Source organism: Pediococcus sp. M21F004 (assembly GCF_051122535.1).
Lineage (GTDB): Bacteria > Bacillota > Bacilli > Lactobacillales > Lactobacillaceae > Pediococcus > Pediococcus inopinatus.
Genome location: NZ_CP177314.1, coordinates 1,067,145 through 1,084,374 on the forward strand (window position 1 = coordinate 1,067,145; position 17,230 = coordinate 1,084,374).

The following is a 17,230-nucleotide window of genomic DNA, read 5'->3' on the forward strand; positions in this document are numbered from 1 at the left end:
GATTAAAAACCTTTCACACCATAGTTTGAGCCATACGACACGGGATAGTTCGTGCCTTTGCAGAGTTCCTCATAATTTTTGTTAAAATACTCATCTCGTTTTTCATTACTTGGTAACGACGCAATGTTAAAGGGATCTTCAACATTAACCGATTGGGCCTTATATAAGGCGACTAATTCTTTAAACGGTGTAAAATCAGAGTTCAAAATATAATAACTCCGGTCTTGCATCTTGATTGCGATGGCCATTGCACTAGTAAGGAATGGAACTCGTGCAGCAAATCCCATTTTTCGAATCACGCCAAATTGCACATTTTGGAAATCCCTAATTTTTTCGTTTTTAACAACCTGATCTTTTTCATTGTGAATTTTCATTTCATCTTGGGTAAACTCAACGGTCGCTGCTGCCGGTAAGCCGAGAAAGCTTCTCCCAATTTTGACCATTTCACTATTTGCTTTCTTTGGAAACGTAGGATACTCTCGCCCACCAACCAGAATTCTCATTGAGGTGAAGGACTCTGTCACGGCCTTCACTTTATCAGTTGAAAAACTATTAACCATTTTAAATGCTGATGCTGAAATCATATACATAATAAGATCTCCCCATAATTTATTTTTTGAAATCGCTTACTTGATATTACACTGATATCATAGCACCCTTTATCCAAATTAACAATAGAAAGTAAAATTAATTTTTAAAATAAAAAATCCCATCACAACACTATTGTGGTAGGATTCATATTCATAATTTTTCCAAACTAATTTTCACCGTCATTTTTATTTAGCACATGCATTTAATATCATTACTTACTTTTGTTCACTAATGCTTCAAGCAATTTCAAAATCAGCAGTTTGTTACCAAACGTTACCTTATCTTTCTTCTAACCATTGACAAATTAACCCAACACCGTATACTCGACTTTGAGTGGTAACTTAAGCACTCGCTTACACGAGGTAAAATTTACGAACAATTCTAAAGGGGCCCATACCGTGACTAATTCTGAACGAAAACTTTTTGAAGACGCTCATGCTTTTGACAACATGACGGATAAACAAATTAAGATCTTAGCTGCTGCCATCGACGTCTTTGCAGAGAAAGGCTATGCCAACACGAGTACCAAAGAGATTGCAGAAAAGGCTGGCGTCGCTGAAGGCAATATTTTTAATAAATTTGTGAACAAACGTGGCTTACTGCACGCCATTGTGACACCAGTGATGCAAAGCTTCTTTCCAGCCAGCATGGATACCTTTGTAAAAACCCAGCTGACAAAAGTTTATCCATCCTTGAATGCCTTCATTACCGCATTAGTTCAGGATCGCTTCGCTTTTTTAAAACAAAACTCAAAAGTAATTAAAATTTTCGTTTCCGAAATGCTATATGATCAAGAAGTTCGTGCGCAACTTACTACTGAATTCACTGGTGCTTATTGGCATCGGATCAACCAACAACTTGATTCCTTAAAAGCTAACCATTTGATCGTGGATTGGTCCAACATTGAGATTCTCAAAACCATGTGGTCAATCACCGGTGGCGCAATTCTTGGCTACTTATACTTTGATCAACAACTCACCAAAACGAGTACTGATCATGCGATCACTGCTTTAGTCAAAGCCCTGAGCTATTAAATGTAAAATTCAAAAAACGTCTCTGAATTAAATTCAGAGGCGTTTTTAAATTATTTATGTGGTATCCATCCCGCAATATCACTTGATTCAAACTCATAGGTTAGGGGTTTTCCGTAGGCCTTTTCGTATGCGTTGCACTTTTGTTCATAGTCTAAATGCATCATCATCAAACTATTTTCGCGCACACTTTTGCTGGGATCTGGATAAATCGGTTTTAACACGTGGCACACAAAAGAAACTTCTTTAAAAGAATCTGACTCCGCTTTATCTAAATCCTTAATCTCCACAAAACACGAAATAATTGGCACGTTAAACTGGGCCGCATAGTAATAAGCACCGCGCTTTGGTGGCCGTGGCTTTCGGTAATTAAACCACATTTCTTGTTCTGGATAAATTAAAATCAAGCGATTCTGAGCTAGAATTTCTCGTAATTGTTCTGGAAACTGGTGACCCATATAATCCGTACTGTCATCAATTGGAATTGTATCAGAATACGTCATAATAAAACCAAGAATTCCCGGCATCTTTAGGTTGGCCAATTGACTAACCATAAAAATCTGTCCTTTTCCAGCTTGGCGCATCGCTTTACGAACCGCTAAATTTTCCATCGGATTAAAATGATTACTCGTGACAACTCCACCACCTGAAATATTCTTCATATTTTCAATCCCCACGACTTTAGTTTGTTTAGAAACCAGCGAAATGGCCATACTAGACAGTTCATTAGCAAAAATATGATTAAACTTGTATCCAAAATGATTATAGTGTTTCAAGTAGTTTGACAAGATTACTTGTTCTTGCCCACTTGATAATTTTGCGTCACTAACTTCGACTTTGGCATTAAACTGATTTTTAGCCACAGCCTTTTGAATATTCGCAATCACTGGTTCTCGTTTGCCAGGAACTAGATTAGTCGTTCGCATAATTCACTCCCCGATTTGGTTTGTGATCTTGCTTATAAAGCTCTTTGAAAGTTTTTCCTGACCTGATAATCTTTTGGGTATTTTCAACTAAGCCTTTATAGTTATCTTTATCAGCCTGAATTTGTTCTGGTGTATATGCTGCTTGCATTGCCTTGGCTGCATCATAACTGCCAGGAATTTGTTTCGCATATTTCCAGAAGTAGTCTCCATAGGCCACATTCGCATAACTCCATGGCTTATTAAATAAATTGTAGTGGACTAGTTTAGGATTCTCTACTACCCGTTCTGGATAACCTGCTTGTGCATTCCATTCATCACCTAAATGATAAATTCGTCCCTGGCCAATCGCATTTAAATAGTCCTGATCTGGGGCAATGGTTTCAAAATGGTATTTGTTATATAAGTACAAAAATTCATTAGAAAATTCTTGCGCCCGGAATTGTTTCAAATTCATAATCAAAACACCAGAATTAACATAGTCGGCAGCAGGAACGCCAACAGAATTTTTACTGTAGTCGGCTAAAAATGGATTGCCACCAATAAAGAAGTCTGAGGTTGCCGCAACCAAGTTATCCCCGATATCAGTTTGGTAAAGTTCACCAATATCCCCAGGGACAATGATATCAGCATCAAGATAAACGGCTTTATCATATTCGGCAAACATATCAGCAATAAAGAGGCGGAAGAAAATTGTAAACGTGAAATAGTCTCCACGTAATTTTGCTTCTTTACCTGTCATTACTCTTGCTAATTGACCCTTCATTGACACAAACTTAATATCAAATTGATCATTAGCTAAGTCTGAAATTTGGTTCTGATTTTCTTCTTTAATACCTTCGTGCAAAATAATAATTTCATATTTGTATGCTAACTTAGCGTTGGCAATCATAGATTTTAAGGCAACCAATAAAAATGGTACGTAATGGTCATCCACAGAGAAAAAGAGTGGAAGTCGTTCTTGAGTTGTTTTCATGATTTGAGTGCCTCCATTTGTGGTTTCAAGTCTTGGTACTCACTTAAAACATCATCGTATTCGTATAATTTTAGTTTGTCATGAACCGCCTCAACATCCCATGGTTTAACGGTCAAAGTATGGATCCAAGGAAATAACCGGAAACTCGTAGTGAAATGCTGGAAAACTGTATTTCTGTGGAGACGTCGTTGCTCATTGTAGCGGCGGGGCACAATTTTTTTAGTGACTGCTAATTTATTAATTGCCGTTTGATCAGGCATGAACATTTTCTTTGTTCGACACAAATCACGACATCTGCGTAATAACTGAGTTTGCTTGATTAACGCAAGGTTCATCAACAAAACTCCTGAATTCATATAACTAAAGTGGCCTTTTTTGTGTTTAAAAACCCACTTGCCATAATAATCTGCCACCCCAACAACTTCATGTTCAGTAAGATCCTGATCATAAAATGCTTTAAAATCTTTTCGACAAATCACGTCAGTATCTAAGTATAAAATCTTATCGGGTAAACTAGGACATAAATCGGCAAATAAGCGCAACATACAGTAAGGTGTAAAGACTGTTTCCATGTTGGCGGTTGGTGCTTGTTGTTCAAATAGTTCGGTAAGATCGAGTCTGGTGACTGAATTAGCTGGATTAGCTTGTTTGACTTCGCTATCTAAGAAATTTACCGTTGCTTCACTGAGTGGATAATAATTTTTTTCGTTTGTTTGAATAAATGCAGTCATAATATAAATATTCAGTGTTTGCTTGGTATTTCTTAGTAACGAAAGAATTGAGATCAACAAACCATCTGCCATCTTTTCATTGCCACAATACAAGATATTCATGCTTCCTCCCCCTTTTTTTGATACTTAATATATTCGTACGTACTGGATCTACTGCGTTTAACCATGCAGTTGTAAATTTCTTGGTGTAGTTGCTCCTGCTGCGCCTTTTTGTTCAAATCCGCCTTGGGTAGAAATGGGCCATCGATATAGACCGTCCGGCGTGGTTTTGAACCAAATTTTCGTTTTTGGTAAGTCGTCGTCACGCAAAATGACGGTGCCTGCTGCTGAACTGGATAATGAAAGGCACTATCTGGAAACGGGCGAATTTTTGTATAGTACGGCCACACATGCGCCTCCGGATAGATCATAATACCATGTTTTTGGTCAATGCGCTTCTTAACAATACGATCAAACTCACGTAATTTCCGCCAAGAGTCAGGCACAATGATTGCCCCACCCATTGTAAGCATGGGTCCCAGAATCGGCAGTCCTAAATTAGCCGGACTAGCTAAGGTATACATACTTTTAAACGGACTAATGTGTCTTGGGGTAAGTACATCTCCCACTGGCTGTGTATGATTTCCATACAGAAAATAACCCTGATTTTGATAAGCCTTCAACACCCGCCGATTTTTAAAAGTCACGTGACATAAGCGACAATAGCAAAAACTCACTACCCATACTATCATATAAAGCAATTTTGAGAGAAATCTGTAGCCTGGATTTGTATGCTCCCACACATAATCATCCGGTAATTTATACTCCTGATCCTGCGTAGTTACTAAATCATCTGTAAAAGATTTGTAGTACTGAACCGGTATTTTTTCTTTCTGAGATTTTCTCGTGATGACGTCCTCCTCCCTCAAATTAATTAAGTGTTCACTCAATTAACTTACCAATTAGATTATAAGCAAATGCATTATTTAGTCAACCCTAACTTTTATTTAGTCTTTCCTAACTTTGGCCTAAAGCGTTTATTAACAATAGAAAAGTGTACAAAAAAATACGTAGAATCTTTTCAGATTTCTACGCATCATTTGCTAATTATTTTAATTCAAACGTACTCCATGGCTTGATGTAATTCAAAAGGAATAAGTCATCATCCGTCAGATGTCCAACCACGTTCCGCCGGCCATCATTTGGAAATGCTTTTAACGCAATTTGAAGTTCACCTTTGTATCGGCTGTACACATCATTGACCACAATAATGTCACCACGTTTAAAGTCATCTTGTTCATGATGAGCTGGAATTTCTTTATCTTTATACCAAACACGCGGCATGGTGTCTCGCAGCAAATAGTCAGAAGCATCGCCACGATACAAATGGGGTTTGCCCAAAGCAACCAACTTTTCATTTTCCGTTAGGTCATCCACAAAATCCGCATGCAAGACTGGATACTGACCGAAGAAAGCAACCGAAGCAGCTTTTAATTCATCCTCTGAAGCATACGCATTCCCGATCAAGACATCGTCAATCAAGCCCGTCAACAATAAATGTTGAACTTGCGTATCAATTGGCAGGTGGCGGTCATCTTCAATCGTTGGCAAACCATCTTGTACAGGCCAAGGACCGAATTTAGCAGCGTTTGAGCTCACAAAAGCAGCTGTATTGATGTTGTTTTCTCGGAATAACTTCGAGCACTTCACAAAGAAGTCTTCCCCAAGTCCAGTGTATTCCTGTGGATAAAAGTTATGACAGCCCAATAGATTTTGTTTATCGGGCGCAAAACTGAGAATATTTTCCAAATAACGGGTTCCGTTACTCATATTCACTTCGATTTTAATTCCGTATGGATTTCGGGTCATCCGCGATTCTTCCATCCCAGTAAATCCTTCATCCAAACGTAATCCCCACGCACCAAGATCATCAAAGAAAGACAGATCATCATACGTGATTCCTAGTTGTTTAAATAAGGATGGATTCATATCCACCATAACTTTAAAATCTAGTGAATTCGCATACTGCACAATTTTCTTGAAGTTAGCTACAACGGCGTCTTGATCACCATTAATTTGTAATAGCGATGTAAATACCCGTGTATAACCATACTTATGTGCTAGATCTAAATAGGCTTTATCTTGTTCAAATGTTGAATGCTCTGGATATAAAGAAATTCCTAATCGTGCCAAAATAATACCCCCTATATATTAAGCTGTAAATGCTCTAAATAACTGATAAATAAGAACTGCTGAACAAACTACCACAACTAGGACATTGGCAAGAAACGCGAAAATTTCGTTCCATGCTAAATGTTCAATATCTGTAACTTGTTCCGCTTTCCGGCGGATTTTGATACTCACATAACTACCACCAGAAATTAATAAACTAACGAAAGGGATGATGAATAGGGCATTTTTGTTAACCACAAGTCCCCCACCCATGGGAACGCGATCGTTCAGCATAGGTGTTACCAAGACGGCAATGATCAAAGGGATAAAAGAAATCACTTCACTAAGTCCAAACCGCCGGTATGCCAAGTCCTGTGACCAACTAGGTAAATCTTTAATACTAGTTTTTTGAGTCTTAGTTTTTTCTTTAATTTTGTCCACATTAGCTTGTGCGTTACGTTCCACGGCGGAACTTGGTCGATCCTTTTTATGTTTACTCATGGTTCTCGCTCCTCTTTTTAAATAATCAATTTCTCATTCACTCTTAATTATACGCATTTCAATGAAACATTTACCTCTAAAACTAAATTGTTGAAAATTTTTAAGGTAGATCTACGATAGTTATTTGGCATTCTCCGTAAAATTAGTCTGGAACGCTGTGGGCACAAATTGAAGCCAACCAGTTGTCTTCAATATTGACCTTATTGTAAGCGCTAAAGCGCCAACAATAATTTCACAGCTGAGCCTATTTTTACTCCGAAAGCCAGATGTGTATCTTCATCTATGCCCGCTACCCATTTGTATAGTAGTCTTACCATGCGAATGCCTCAACCCTAGTCACAAAATTAAGGATACGTAACACTGACTGGTTTGATACCTTTAGGAGTGCAGCAAGCCAAGTTGTGCCCACTACGTTCCGGCTCAGTTTCACGGAGAAAGTTATCAAAACATTCTGTTATTTAGATTGTCATAAGAACTTGTTGTTTTAGCAACTTTAGCTCTACGGACAACTACAGGATTCTCAGAAGTTAACCGTCTCATTAAAAATTCTGCTTTTCACTAAAAAATCTGCCGAATGATTTCGACAGATTTTATTAAAACTTACAAACGAATGTTTAGTTGTTTGCAGCTTCTGCAGCTTCTTTGTCAGCAATTTCTTTTTCTTGTTTCAATGCTTGACGATCAGCAACCTTGAAGAATGGATACCAGATTGCACCACCAATAACAAAGTTAACTAACTGAAGCACAGCACCGGAAAGATGACCAGTTGCCAACCAACCTGAAATAATTGGAGGCGTTGTCCAAGGAACAGCAACTCCCATCGTTCGTGCAACAATTCCTGTCTTCATTGATACATAAGTAATAATAACAGTTACTAATGGAACAACGATAAATGGAATTGCCATAACAGGGTTCAAAACAATTGGTAAACCAAACATAATAGGTTCGTTAATGTTGAAGATTGCAGGTGCAGCAGCCAACTTACCAATGGCCTTCAAGTTTGCTGATTTAGCAAAGAAGAACATCATTAAGGCAAGTGAAATTGTTTCACCAGAACCACCAGCATGGACGAAGTTATCAACGAATTGTTGACTAACAACGTTTGGAATTGGTTTGTTTGCTTTAACAGCAGCAGCGTTTTGTCCCATTTGACCTAACCAAATTGGTGCCATGATCCCACCAACAACGTTAGCACCATGAATACCGAATAACCAAAGGAATGAAACGAAGAATTCAGCTACTAGAGCTCCCCAGATCGTACCACCAACGGCTGTCAAAGGTTTAGCTAAGATAACTGTGATGATGTTTGGAATCGTCTTGAATGCTGTAAAGCTAACACCAATCCGGAATAACCAAACAACGGTGATAATCACGAAGCCAGGAATCAATGCAGAAAAGGCATTCCCAACTGCGGGTGGAACTGTGTCTGGCATATGGAACTGCCAGTTCTTATGAATCATCCATACATAGAAATCAGTAATGAATAATCCAATTAACAATGCTTCAAACAGGCCCATTGAACCTAACATTGTCAAAGGTACAAATGTGTTTCCTGCTTTATCAGTAGTCAATGGGATCGTTAGGATAAATGCTCCTAAAGAAATCATACTTGCTGACAATGCATCAACACCGTCATACGACTTAGCTAATTGATATGAAATACCAATTACAGCAACTAATCCAATAATATTGAATGTTGCGTTTGTCGCCCAACCAACAACTGTTGCCCAGTTAGGACCGAATACCGAACTCATCCAATTGATGTAGGCCGGAATTGGAAACTGACTGACGATCATGAAGACTGAACCAATAATGATTAGTGGCATTACCAGCGCAAATCCATCACGAAGTGCAACCAAATGACGAGAAGCAGCCATTTTCCCAGCTAAGGGAATAAGCTTATCCTGCACGAAGCTGGATTTTTTCTCACTCATGTAAAACCCTCCCAGATATCACTTGCAACGAAATATAAATAGCAAAAACTAAAATAATAGGTATAACTTCGCAAGTGATAAAGTTTATTTGAAAGAATACTGTGTGCGCTTTCATCTCCTTTAATATAGCACCTTTTTAGATTTGTGCCTACCTATTTTCGAAAGAAAGTTTAAATTTTCGTTAAAAAAAACATGTTTCTTAAAGAAACATGTTTCATATTATTGATTGGTTTGTTTTACAAAGTAAGCAGATAAAGTTAATAATAGCCTTGTTTTTAAACTGGTATGGGCCAATTTAAGCGTTTTCTATTTATTTTAAAAAATCGAATCTTTTTGACTGTTTGTCGATTTCAAAAGATCTTTATGGGCCTTAATACCGATTTGTTCTAAAAGAAAAACGACTGGAATTTGCGACGTGAGATTTAAATCGGCCATCCGCACTTCGGGGACATTATACGAAATGTTAAAATCGACAAGTTGTGCCAGAGTAGAATAACGATTGGCAGTAATCGACATCGTTTTTGCGCCATTTTCTTGATAAAACTTAGCTTGATTCAAAACTTGGGGTGTCTCACCGGATACGGATAACAAAATAAGTAACGTATCAGAAAAGTCTCGCCGCGCCAATGGCTTAGGCTGAAATGGATCTGTAAAATTTAGCGTATAAATCCCATAATTGGCTAACAAACGGGCGCCATATTGTGACAAACTACCGCTAGTTCCTAATCCAAAAAACAAACTGGTATCCGCATCGATAATGAATTGAGCCGCCTGGTTAATTTTATTAAGAAAATGGTCATCGTTGACCTGGTCAAAGAACTGATTCATCGGAACCAACTGTTGTTGTGATGGTTCTTCAACTTCAATTTTTTGTTGCCGTTTCAAAGCATATTTAAACTCGGAATAGCCATCAAAATTCATTTTTCGGAGAAACCGTAAAATTGTCGTTGGTGACACGTGACTTTTCTTTGCTAGTTGCCGGATAGTCATGTCGGCTACCTCAGCTGGATGGGCAATAATATATTTGTAGATACTTAGCTCCAATTGGTTTAACAATTTTACTCTTTCATATGGAAACATACGATTCACCTTCCCCTATATCCACCTATAACATAACACATTGGTCGTTTTTGTGGAACAAGTTTCAAAAGAAAAAAACAGCCAGCCAACTGAACAGCTAACTGCTTTTCAAATCAAATCTTACTTCTCAGAAATGTCTTCTCCGTTTGATGCAATAACCTTCTTAAACCAGTCAAACGAATCCTTCCTAGAACGTTTCAATGAGCCGTTTCCTTCATCATCTTGATCAACATAGATGAATCCGTAACGTTTCTTCATTTCACCTGTGCTGGCCGAGATAAGATCGATGCATCCCCATGGTGTGTAACCGATAAGATCCACGCCATCTTCAACCACCGCTTTTTCCATAGCTTCAACATGATCATGGAAGTAACTAATCCGGTAATCATCGTGGACACTACCATCGGCTCCTTTTTTATCATAGGCGCCAAAGCCATTTTCAACAATAAACATTGGTTTGTGCCAACGATCTTGCATCCAGTTCATGGCATAGCGTAAACCGATTGGATCAATTTGCCAACCCCAATCAGATTTCTCTGTATAAGGGTTGTCGACTTGATCTTTAGATTCGGTATAAACATACTCTGGATTATCTTTACTAAACTTCGTTACAAAGGACATATAGTAGCTAAAGCCAACGTAGTCTGCAGTTCCTTCACGTAAATCCTTGGCATCTTGTTCAGTACGGTCAATCTTAAATCCTTTGCGTGCCCAATATTTTGGCACCCAATTTGGATAGAAACCATTAGCCTGAACGTCTCCATAGTAATAACGAGTCTGCATGGAACGTTCTGCCATCATGATATCTTTAGGATCAGCAGTTAATGGATAAATTGGACACATAGCAATCATGTCACCAATTTGGAAATCTGGGTTGATTTCATGGCCAAGTTTAACGGCTTTAGCACTGGCAACCATTTCATAATGAGCTGCTTGGTACATCGCTTCTTCCCAGTTATCGTCGTCGCCTAATTGCAAACCAGAGTTCTGTAGCATTGGATGAGGATCATCCCAAGTCGTCTGGTTATTAATTTCGTTAAATGTCATCCAATACTTAACTTTATTTTTATAACGTTTGAAAACAGCTTCTGCATAGTTTAAGAAGAAACCGATTAACTTACGGTTTGACCAACCACCATATTCTTTTACCAAATGATAAGGCATCTCAAAATGAGATAACGTAATTACTGGCTGAATATTGTATTTTAAAAGCTCATCGAATAGGTCATCATAGAATTGAAGTCCTTCTTCATTAGGTTCTGTTTCATCGCCATTAGGAAAAATTCGAGTCCAAGCAATTGATGTTCGGAAACATTTAAAGCCCATTTCGGCGAATAACTTAATATCTTCTGGATAATGATGATAAAAATCAATTCCCCAATGGTTTGGATAAACTTCGCCATCTTTAACACCATCAGTTACACGGCGAGGATGATCCTTGTCTCCAGCTGTCATGATATCAGCGATACTGACACCCTTACCGCCTTCTTGCCAGCCACCCTCTAGTTGATGGGCTGCTACAGCGCCACCCCAGAGAAATCCCTCTGGCATTCGCATTTTTTGTTCACTCATTTTATGCACCTCATTTTAATATTTGTACAAAAGAAAGGCACCCAAATGAAACATCATTGGCTGCCTCTTTTGTTTAACTAATCTTCAACTTTAACGCCATCAAGACGTTTGTATAAATCAACAATTTCTCCAGCTAAATCACGGAATGTGATGGCATTCATAATGTGATCTTGTGAATGAACTGTTAACAACGTAACCTTGGCATGAATCCCATTAGCTTCATCAGTTAACATTCCCGTTTGAGAATTGTGGGCTTCTGTCAAGAAACCGTCAGCTTCTTTTAACTTAGCATCTGCTGTTTCAAAATCACCAGTTTTTGCGGCATGGATTGCTTCAAACGATGAGCTCTTTGCATTCCCACCATTCATAATCAAACCCATGATTGCTTCTAAGTTCTGTTCTTGTTCTTCTGTTGCTTTCTTTTCTTCAGCCATGATAGTTAATCCATCTCTTTCTTATGTTATGTAAAAACGGAAGCAATTTCTGTTTCCGCTTTCAAAAATATGTGGACGTTTGGGGTTTGAAGCGTGTTTACAGAGGCGGATTTCTCCACCTCTTCCAGCGCTCTTATTTTACGCCAATCGTCTTAAATGCTTCTGCCAAAACCTTTTCGCCATTCATCATGCCATAATCTTGCATGTTGATTACTTCAACCGGAATATCTAACTTGCTCTTGAAGTTGCTTTCCATATAACGAACCTGGGGTCCAAGCATTAAGATATCTGGATGTTTTTCTTCCAACTTGTTATTAGCATCTGAAGCTGCTGTTGCAAAAATTTCTGCATCAACGCCCTCTTTTTCTGCTGCCTTTTGCATTTTTGATACCAAAAGACTTGTTGACATACCTGCTGCACAAACTAACATAATCGTTTTTTCTGCCATAATAATCACTCCTAGAATTTTGTCTTATTTTTTATTTAAGCGGTTGCATGTAAAACCGCTTTCATTACAACTGAATTGTAACTCGTAGGTACAAATTTTACAAGCCTGATTATCACTTTTTTTAAAATAACCTTGCTATCCCCTTCTGTATCAAGGAAAAATAATTTTTTATTTTTAAAAACTGAATATAATTTGTTCTCTATTCATTTAATTTAAATCCCCTTAAAATCAGCCTTTCAAAGGGAAAACATGTTCTTATTGTAAATAATATGTTCTTTTCTTATAAAAGAGGTTGACTATTAAACCGTTTTCATTACAATTAGTGATGGCATAGGTGGGTACAAATTGGCCTAGTTTAAACTTTAGCAAAACGACCAACAGCTTTTGCTCACGTTTTATTCAAATTATGTAGGATAGGAGGTAACCTTCAATGTATCATGATATTGCAGACGATTTGATCCACTCAATTGAAAATAAGCTCTTCAGTCAAAAGCTTCCTACTGAACATCAGTTAATGGAACGCTATAATGTGAGCCGGAACACCATCCGGAAGGCAATTGATATTGTCGCTCAAAAGGGATTGGTCCGCCGTGTTCAAGGAAGTGGCTACTTCGTAAATGATATTAGTCAAGCCAAACACACGGTTGTCAATTTGACTATGGGAACTAGCCGGACCCGCTATCATAAAGAAATGACTTCAAAAATCGTTACTTTTGATGAAATTCATGCGGACGAAGCTTTAGCCAAAGAGTTTGGGGTCCTAAATGGCGCAGCACTACATCGCATTATTCGTCTTCGTTATATCGACAAACAACTTTACAGTTTGGAATATGCATACTATGTAAAAAGTGAGGTGCCTACCCTAACCCTAGTAAGTATCAACCATTCAATCTTTGATTATATTGCAAAAAAGTATGACATTCGAATTAACAACAGCGATCAATATTTATCTCAAGATGCCCTAACCAGTGAACAGGCCAACCTACTTGGACTTAAACCAAAAACCGCTTGTATGGTATTACAGCAATCCAACTATTATAAAAATGATGTTCTTTTCAATTTTTCACAAACGATTTACGTTTATCCAAACCTTAGCTTTTATTTTCACGCAGCTAATCAATCGGGAAATTCATAATTATAAATAAAGCCTCCTCAAAATTTGAGGAAGCTTTATTTTTTGTCTTAAATTAATTATTCAAATCAATATCTGCCGTTACCTGGCTTGTTTGGTATGGAAACCGCGATTGAGAAAATTCAAAAGGTTCTCCGTCTTCAAGATAACTAACCTGCTCAATAACTAAGACTGGTTCATCTTTTTTCACTCCCAATGCTTCCACGTCTCTTTGCGTTGCCCGATCGGCTTTCACAATTCGATGAGAACCTGAGATTGTTAAATGACATTCGTTCGTTAAATAACCGTAAACCGAGCCTTCCAAGATTTCTTTAGTAATTTGCGCAATTGAGGTCGGCATGATCGTGTGCTCGTAACTATAAGCGGCATTATCAATATAGCGAACCCGCTCAATCACATACACCGGTTCCGTTGCCGTAATCATCAACTTAGCTTGTTCTTCTTTGTTTGGCAAACGGGCGTCCAAATCTAGCACCTTGCTTAGCACTTTTTTATTAGGATGCGTATGCGTTGTGCCAAGTGGTTTATCGATTGCGTTACCCATATCATCCAGATTTTGTAAATAATCCTTACGGACAAAGGTCCCCGCACCCCGCTTTGTATAAACAATCCCCTCAATAATTAAGGCTTGAATTGCTTTTCGAATCGTAATTCGAGTTGTATCAAAATCTTTGGCTAGCTGATTTTGATCTGGCAGTAAACCGCCCGCTTTAAAATTGCCATTTATAATTTTTTCGCGAATTTTTTCAGATATCTCTTGATATTTATACATTTTTATTTTTCCTCGCATCTCTTATTAGTTCTATTTTACCCTTTTAAGCCTTTGTTTCATACTGTTTACTTCAAGTCTTACAGGATCTGCAACTAATCAATCTAAACAAATGTATATACTTTTTAAATAAAAGACTTTACATAGTTATTAAGATGGTTATATAATGAAACCGGATTCAAGAAAGGTGGAGATAGGTATATGTCAAAAGAAATGCCCAAGGGTTTCCTTTGGGGAAACTCAGTCTCAAGTATGCAAACGGAAGGAGGTTATAACGAAGGCGGACGTGGAAAATCCGTTTATGATACATTCCCTGCTACCGAAAATTCTTCGGATTGGAAAGTCGCAGTCGATGACTACCATAACTATCCTGAAGATTTAGACCTCATGGCCAATCAAGGAATGAATTGCTACAGATTTCAAATTGGTTGGAGCCGGGTAAATCCCGATGGCGACGGTGAGTTTAACGAAGAGGGTATCAAATTCTACGATAATTTGATTAACGAATTGTTGGCACGCCATATTGAACCAATGATTTGTCTTTATCATTTTGATATGCCGCTTCATCTCGCTGAAAAATACAATGGCTTTTTAGACCGTCATGTCGTGGATGCATTCGTCAGATTCGGTAAAAAGATGGTTGATTGTTTCGGCGACCGGGTTAAATATTGGATTACCTTCAACGAACAGAATTTATATTCAACTTCAGAAGCATTTCGGATTGCTGGTTACCTGAAAGGTGATCGAACACATGATGAACTTTATCAAATTTCACATCACGTTATGTTGGCTCATGCAGGTGTTGCAAATTATCTACATAAACAAACAGATGACTTAATTGGTGGAATGCTTGCGTACAGCGAAGTTTATCCAGCCTCATCCCTACCCAAAGATGTGCAGTATGCTCGTCAGATCGATGAATTCTTGAATCGCAATTTGTTAGACGTTTTTGCAAATGGTCACTATTCAAATGAAGTCCTTACTTTCGTGAAAAATCATAATATCAATATGGACTTTACCAAAGAAGACCAAGCTGTTTTTGATCAATTATCAAGTGATTTTATCGCATTTAGCTATTATCAAAGTTCCACAATCAGCAGCACAATCGTTCCAGATAATACCCTCCCAAATTATTATCTCGACGCTGGTGGCAAAGAAAATCCATTCTTGAAAGTTTCAGAATGGGGTTGGTCAATTGATCCACTTGGTTTCCGTGATATTCTCACCAAAACGTATAACAGTTATGGAATTCCAATGTTTCCAATCGAAAATGGAATTGGTGTTCGGGAAACTTATGATGGTCATGAAATTCAGGATGATTATCGGATTGATTACCATCGTGCCCATATCCAGGCCATGAAAGATGCCATGTTTGAAGACGGCGTGCCTGTAATTGGTTATCTTGGTTGGGGATTGATTGACATTCCAAGCTCTTCTGGAAATATGGAAAAACGTTACGGCATGGTTTACGTCAATCGTGGCAATCATGATTTACGTGACATGAAACGAATTCCAAAGAAGAGTTACGGTTGGTTCAAAAAAGTTATTGCTTCAAATGGAAACGATCTTAATTAAATTGTTTAACAAAGGAGGAAAAATTTATGAGTGAAGATAACAACAAGAGTACAAGCGACAAACTTGAAAACTCTGGTTTCATTGCCAAATTTACCGAAATATCTGTAAAAGTTGGTAATTGGGTTTATCTCCGTTCCTTGCGTGATGCGTTCGCAGTTATTTTGCCAGTGTTCATCATCGCCGGACTAGGAGTGTTGCTCAATAACACCGTGTTTACTTGGATATTCCATGGAGACACATTAGCAAAAGTACAGGTGTTTGGTAATGCGATTAATAATGGTACTTTAAACGTTGCCGGTTTGTTAGTAGCCCCCATGATTGGTTATGCCTTAGCTAAAAACAAAGGGTTTGATAATCCAATTGCTGCGTCTGCCATGTCATTAGCTTGTTTAATGATTATGATGCCAGGGAATATTGCTTTAGGCACTGTTGCTTCAGGTGGTGCCAAAATGGCTACGGTTACTGGCGGAATTAGTTACCTTAATGCTGGGACACAAGGAATGTTTGGTGGGATCATTGTTGGTCTTTTGGCCACTGGTATTTTCATCAAATTGTCTAGTTACAAGAGTTTACAGATTCATTTAGGGGAAAACGTACCACCTGCAGTTTCATCATCATTCAGTGTGTTACTCCCTGCTTTAATTTTAATGTCAATCTTTGCTCTTATTGCCGCATTATTAGCAGGTCTCTTCAACGCCGATTTGATTAACTTAATCAAAACATGGATTCAAGAGCCATTACGTGGATTTAATACTAATATCGTTGGATTCTGTGTTATTTACACAGTAGCTAACTTCCTGTTTACACTTGGTATTCATCAAACTGTTATTTCAGGAACTTTAATGGATCCACTAGTTTTAATCAACATGAATGCCAACATGACCGCATACGCTCATTCACATTCATTTGCACACATCCCAAATATCATCACCACATCATTTGTAAGTAGTTACACATTGATTGGTGGTTCTGGTAGTACAATTTCATTAATTATTGCTATTTTAATTTTCAGTAAAGTTAAATCGTCTCGACAAGTTGCTAACTTATCATTAGCTCCTGGATTATTTAACATTAACGAACCAATGATTTTTGGTTATCCAATTGTCTTTAACTTACCATTGATGATCCCATTCGTTTTATTCCCAACAATTGGTAGTATCATCGGATACGCGGCAACTGCAGCTGGTTGGGTACGAAGAACAGTCGTTTTGGTTCCTTGGACAACGCCACCACTAATTGGTCCTTATCTTTCAACGGCCGGTGATTGGCGAGCACCATTAGTACAACTCTTCATAATCATCCTTGGTGTTTTCCTTTACTTACCATTTATGAAGATTAGCGAACGAGTTGCACAAGTTCAAGCTGAACAACAAAATGCTTAG

17 protein-coding genes are annotated in these 17,230 nt (G+C 38.1%); 4 read left to right on the top strand and 13 right to left on the bottom strand.

The genetic code is table 11. The annotated features are described in order from the left end of the window. Nucleotides 1-2: 2 nt before the first annotated feature. A complete protein-coding gene (locus ACLHK8_RS05625; protein ID WP_063696601.1) occupies nt 3-590 on the bottom strand; it encodes a hypothetical protein in 588 nt (195 codons plus the stop codon). Between the two features lie 399 nt (nt 591-989). Between ACLHK8_RS05625 and ACLHK8_RS05630 the strand changes: the two genes are divergently transcribed. Then, nucleotides 990-1,625 carry a TetR/AcrR family transcriptional regulator gene (locus ACLHK8_RS05630; RefSeq protein ID WP_406827444.1) on the top strand — a complete coding sequence of 212 codons (636 nt, stop codon included), beginning with the start codon at nt 990-992 and terminating at the stop codon, nt 1,623-1,625. 50 nt (nt 1,626-1,675) lie between these two features. On the opposite strand, the gene ACLHK8_RS05635 is transcribed toward ACLHK8_RS05630, so the two are convergent. From ACLHK8_RS05635 to ACLHK8_RS05685, 11 genes are all read right to left on the bottom strand, one after another. Beyond that, the gene (locus ACLHK8_RS05635) at nt 1,676-2,548 is read right to left on the bottom strand and encodes a lysophospholipid acyltransferase family protein (RefSeq protein ID WP_063696599.1); all 873 of its coding nucleotides are present in this window, start codon (nt 2,546-2,548) and stop codon (nt 1,676-1,678) included. Continuing rightward, nucleotides 2,535-3,521: a glycosyltransferase family 8 protein gene (locus ACLHK8_RS05640; RefSeq protein WP_057774971.1), complete on the bottom strand. Its 987-nt coding sequence runs from the start codon at nt 3,519-3,521 to the stop codon at nt 2,535-2,537. Before ACLHK8_RS05640 ends, ACLHK8_RS05635 begins: the two co-directional genes overlap by 14 nt. After that, nucleotides 3,518-4,354, bottom strand: coding sequence for a glycosyltransferase (locus tag ACLHK8_RS05645; protein WP_057774974.1), 837 nt, complete (start codon nt 4,352-4,354; stop codon nt 3,518-3,520). The genes ACLHK8_RS05640 and ACLHK8_RS05645 overlap by 4 nt, the downstream gene beginning before the upstream one ends. After that, nucleotides 4,351-4,938 carry a hypothetical protein gene (locus ACLHK8_RS05650; RefSeq protein ID WP_057774977.1) on the bottom strand — a complete coding sequence of 196 codons (588 nt, stop codon included), beginning with the start codon at nt 4,936-4,938 and terminating at the stop codon, nt 4,351-4,353. The genes ACLHK8_RS05645 and ACLHK8_RS05650 overlap by 4 nt, the downstream gene beginning before the upstream one ends. 400 nt (nt 4,939-5,338) lie before the next feature. Next, a complete protein-coding gene (locus ACLHK8_RS05655) occupies nt 5,339-6,424 on the bottom strand; it encodes a DUF871 domain-containing protein (RefSeq protein WP_057774980.1) in 1,086 nt (361 codons plus the stop codon). Between the two features lie 18 nt (nt 6,425-6,442). Beyond that, on the bottom strand, nt 6,443-6,904 hold the full coding sequence (locus ACLHK8_RS05660) for a hypothetical protein (protein ID WP_057774982.1): 462 nt from the start codon (nt 6,902-6,904) through the stop codon (nt 6,443-6,445). A 614-nt stretch (nt 6,905-7,518) separates the two neighbouring features. After that, the gene (celB, locus tag ACLHK8_RS05665) at nt 7,519-8,838 is read right to left on the bottom strand and encodes a PTS cellobiose transporter subunit IIC (RefSeq protein ID WP_057774987.1); all 1,320 of its coding nucleotides are present in this window, start codon (nt 8,836-8,838) and stop codon (nt 7,519-7,521) included. Nucleotides 8,839-9,153: 315 nt separating this feature from the next. After that, complete coding sequence (locus ACLHK8_RS05670; RefSeq protein ID WP_063696597.1) at nt 9,154-9,918, bottom strand: MurR/RpiR family transcriptional regulator; 765 nt, start codon at nt 9,916-9,918, stop codon at nt 9,154-9,156. A 120-nt stretch (nt 9,919-10,038) separates the two neighbouring features. After that, the gene (locus tag ACLHK8_RS05675; RefSeq protein ID WP_057774995.1) at nt 10,039-11,490 is read right to left on the bottom strand and encodes a 6-phospho-beta-glucosidase; all 1,452 of its coding nucleotides are present in this window, start codon (nt 11,488-11,490) and stop codon (nt 10,039-10,041) included. A gap of 77 nt (nt 11,491-11,567) precedes the next feature. Next, entirely contained in the window at nt 11,568-11,924 is a 357-nt protein-coding gene (locus ACLHK8_RS05680) for a PTS lactose/cellobiose transporter subunit IIA (protein WP_323707556.1), read from the bottom strand. A 133-nt stretch (nt 11,925-12,057) separates the two neighbouring features. After that, nucleotides 12,058-12,372 (bottom strand): PTS sugar transporter subunit IIB, encoded by a 315-nt coding sequence (locus ACLHK8_RS05685; RefSeq protein WP_057775000.1) that lies wholly within the window; start codon nt 12,370-12,372, stop codon nt 12,058-12,060. 430 nt (nt 12,373-12,802) lie between these two features. Between ACLHK8_RS05685 and ACLHK8_RS05690 the strand changes: the two genes are divergently transcribed. Continuing rightward, a complete protein-coding gene (locus ACLHK8_RS05690; RefSeq protein ID WP_063696595.1) occupies nt 12,803-13,507 on the top strand; it encodes a GntR family transcriptional regulator in 705 nt (234 codons plus the stop codon). A 52-nt stretch (nt 13,508-13,559) separates the two neighbouring features. On the opposite strand, the gene ACLHK8_RS05695 is transcribed toward ACLHK8_RS05690, so the two are convergent. Beyond that, on the bottom strand, nt 13,560-14,276 hold the full coding sequence (locus tag ACLHK8_RS05695; RefSeq protein WP_057775005.1) for a GntR family transcriptional regulator: 717 nt from the start codon (nt 14,274-14,276) through the stop codon (nt 13,560-13,562). Nucleotides 14,277-14,474: 198 nt separating this feature from the next. Between ACLHK8_RS05695 and ACLHK8_RS05700 the strand changes: the two genes are divergently transcribed. Together ACLHK8_RS05700 and ACLHK8_RS05705 are read left to right on the top strand one after the other, a co-directional pair. Then, nucleotides 14,475-15,848, top strand: coding sequence for a glycoside hydrolase family 1 protein (locus ACLHK8_RS05700; protein ID WP_323707555.1), 1,374 nt, complete (start codon nt 14,475-14,477; stop codon nt 15,846-15,848). Between the two features lie 26 nt (nt 15,849-15,874). After that, nucleotides 15,875-17,230, top strand: coding sequence for a PTS sugar transporter subunit IIC (locus ACLHK8_RS05705; protein WP_063696591.1), 1,356 nt, complete (start codon nt 15,875-15,877; stop codon nt 17,228-17,230).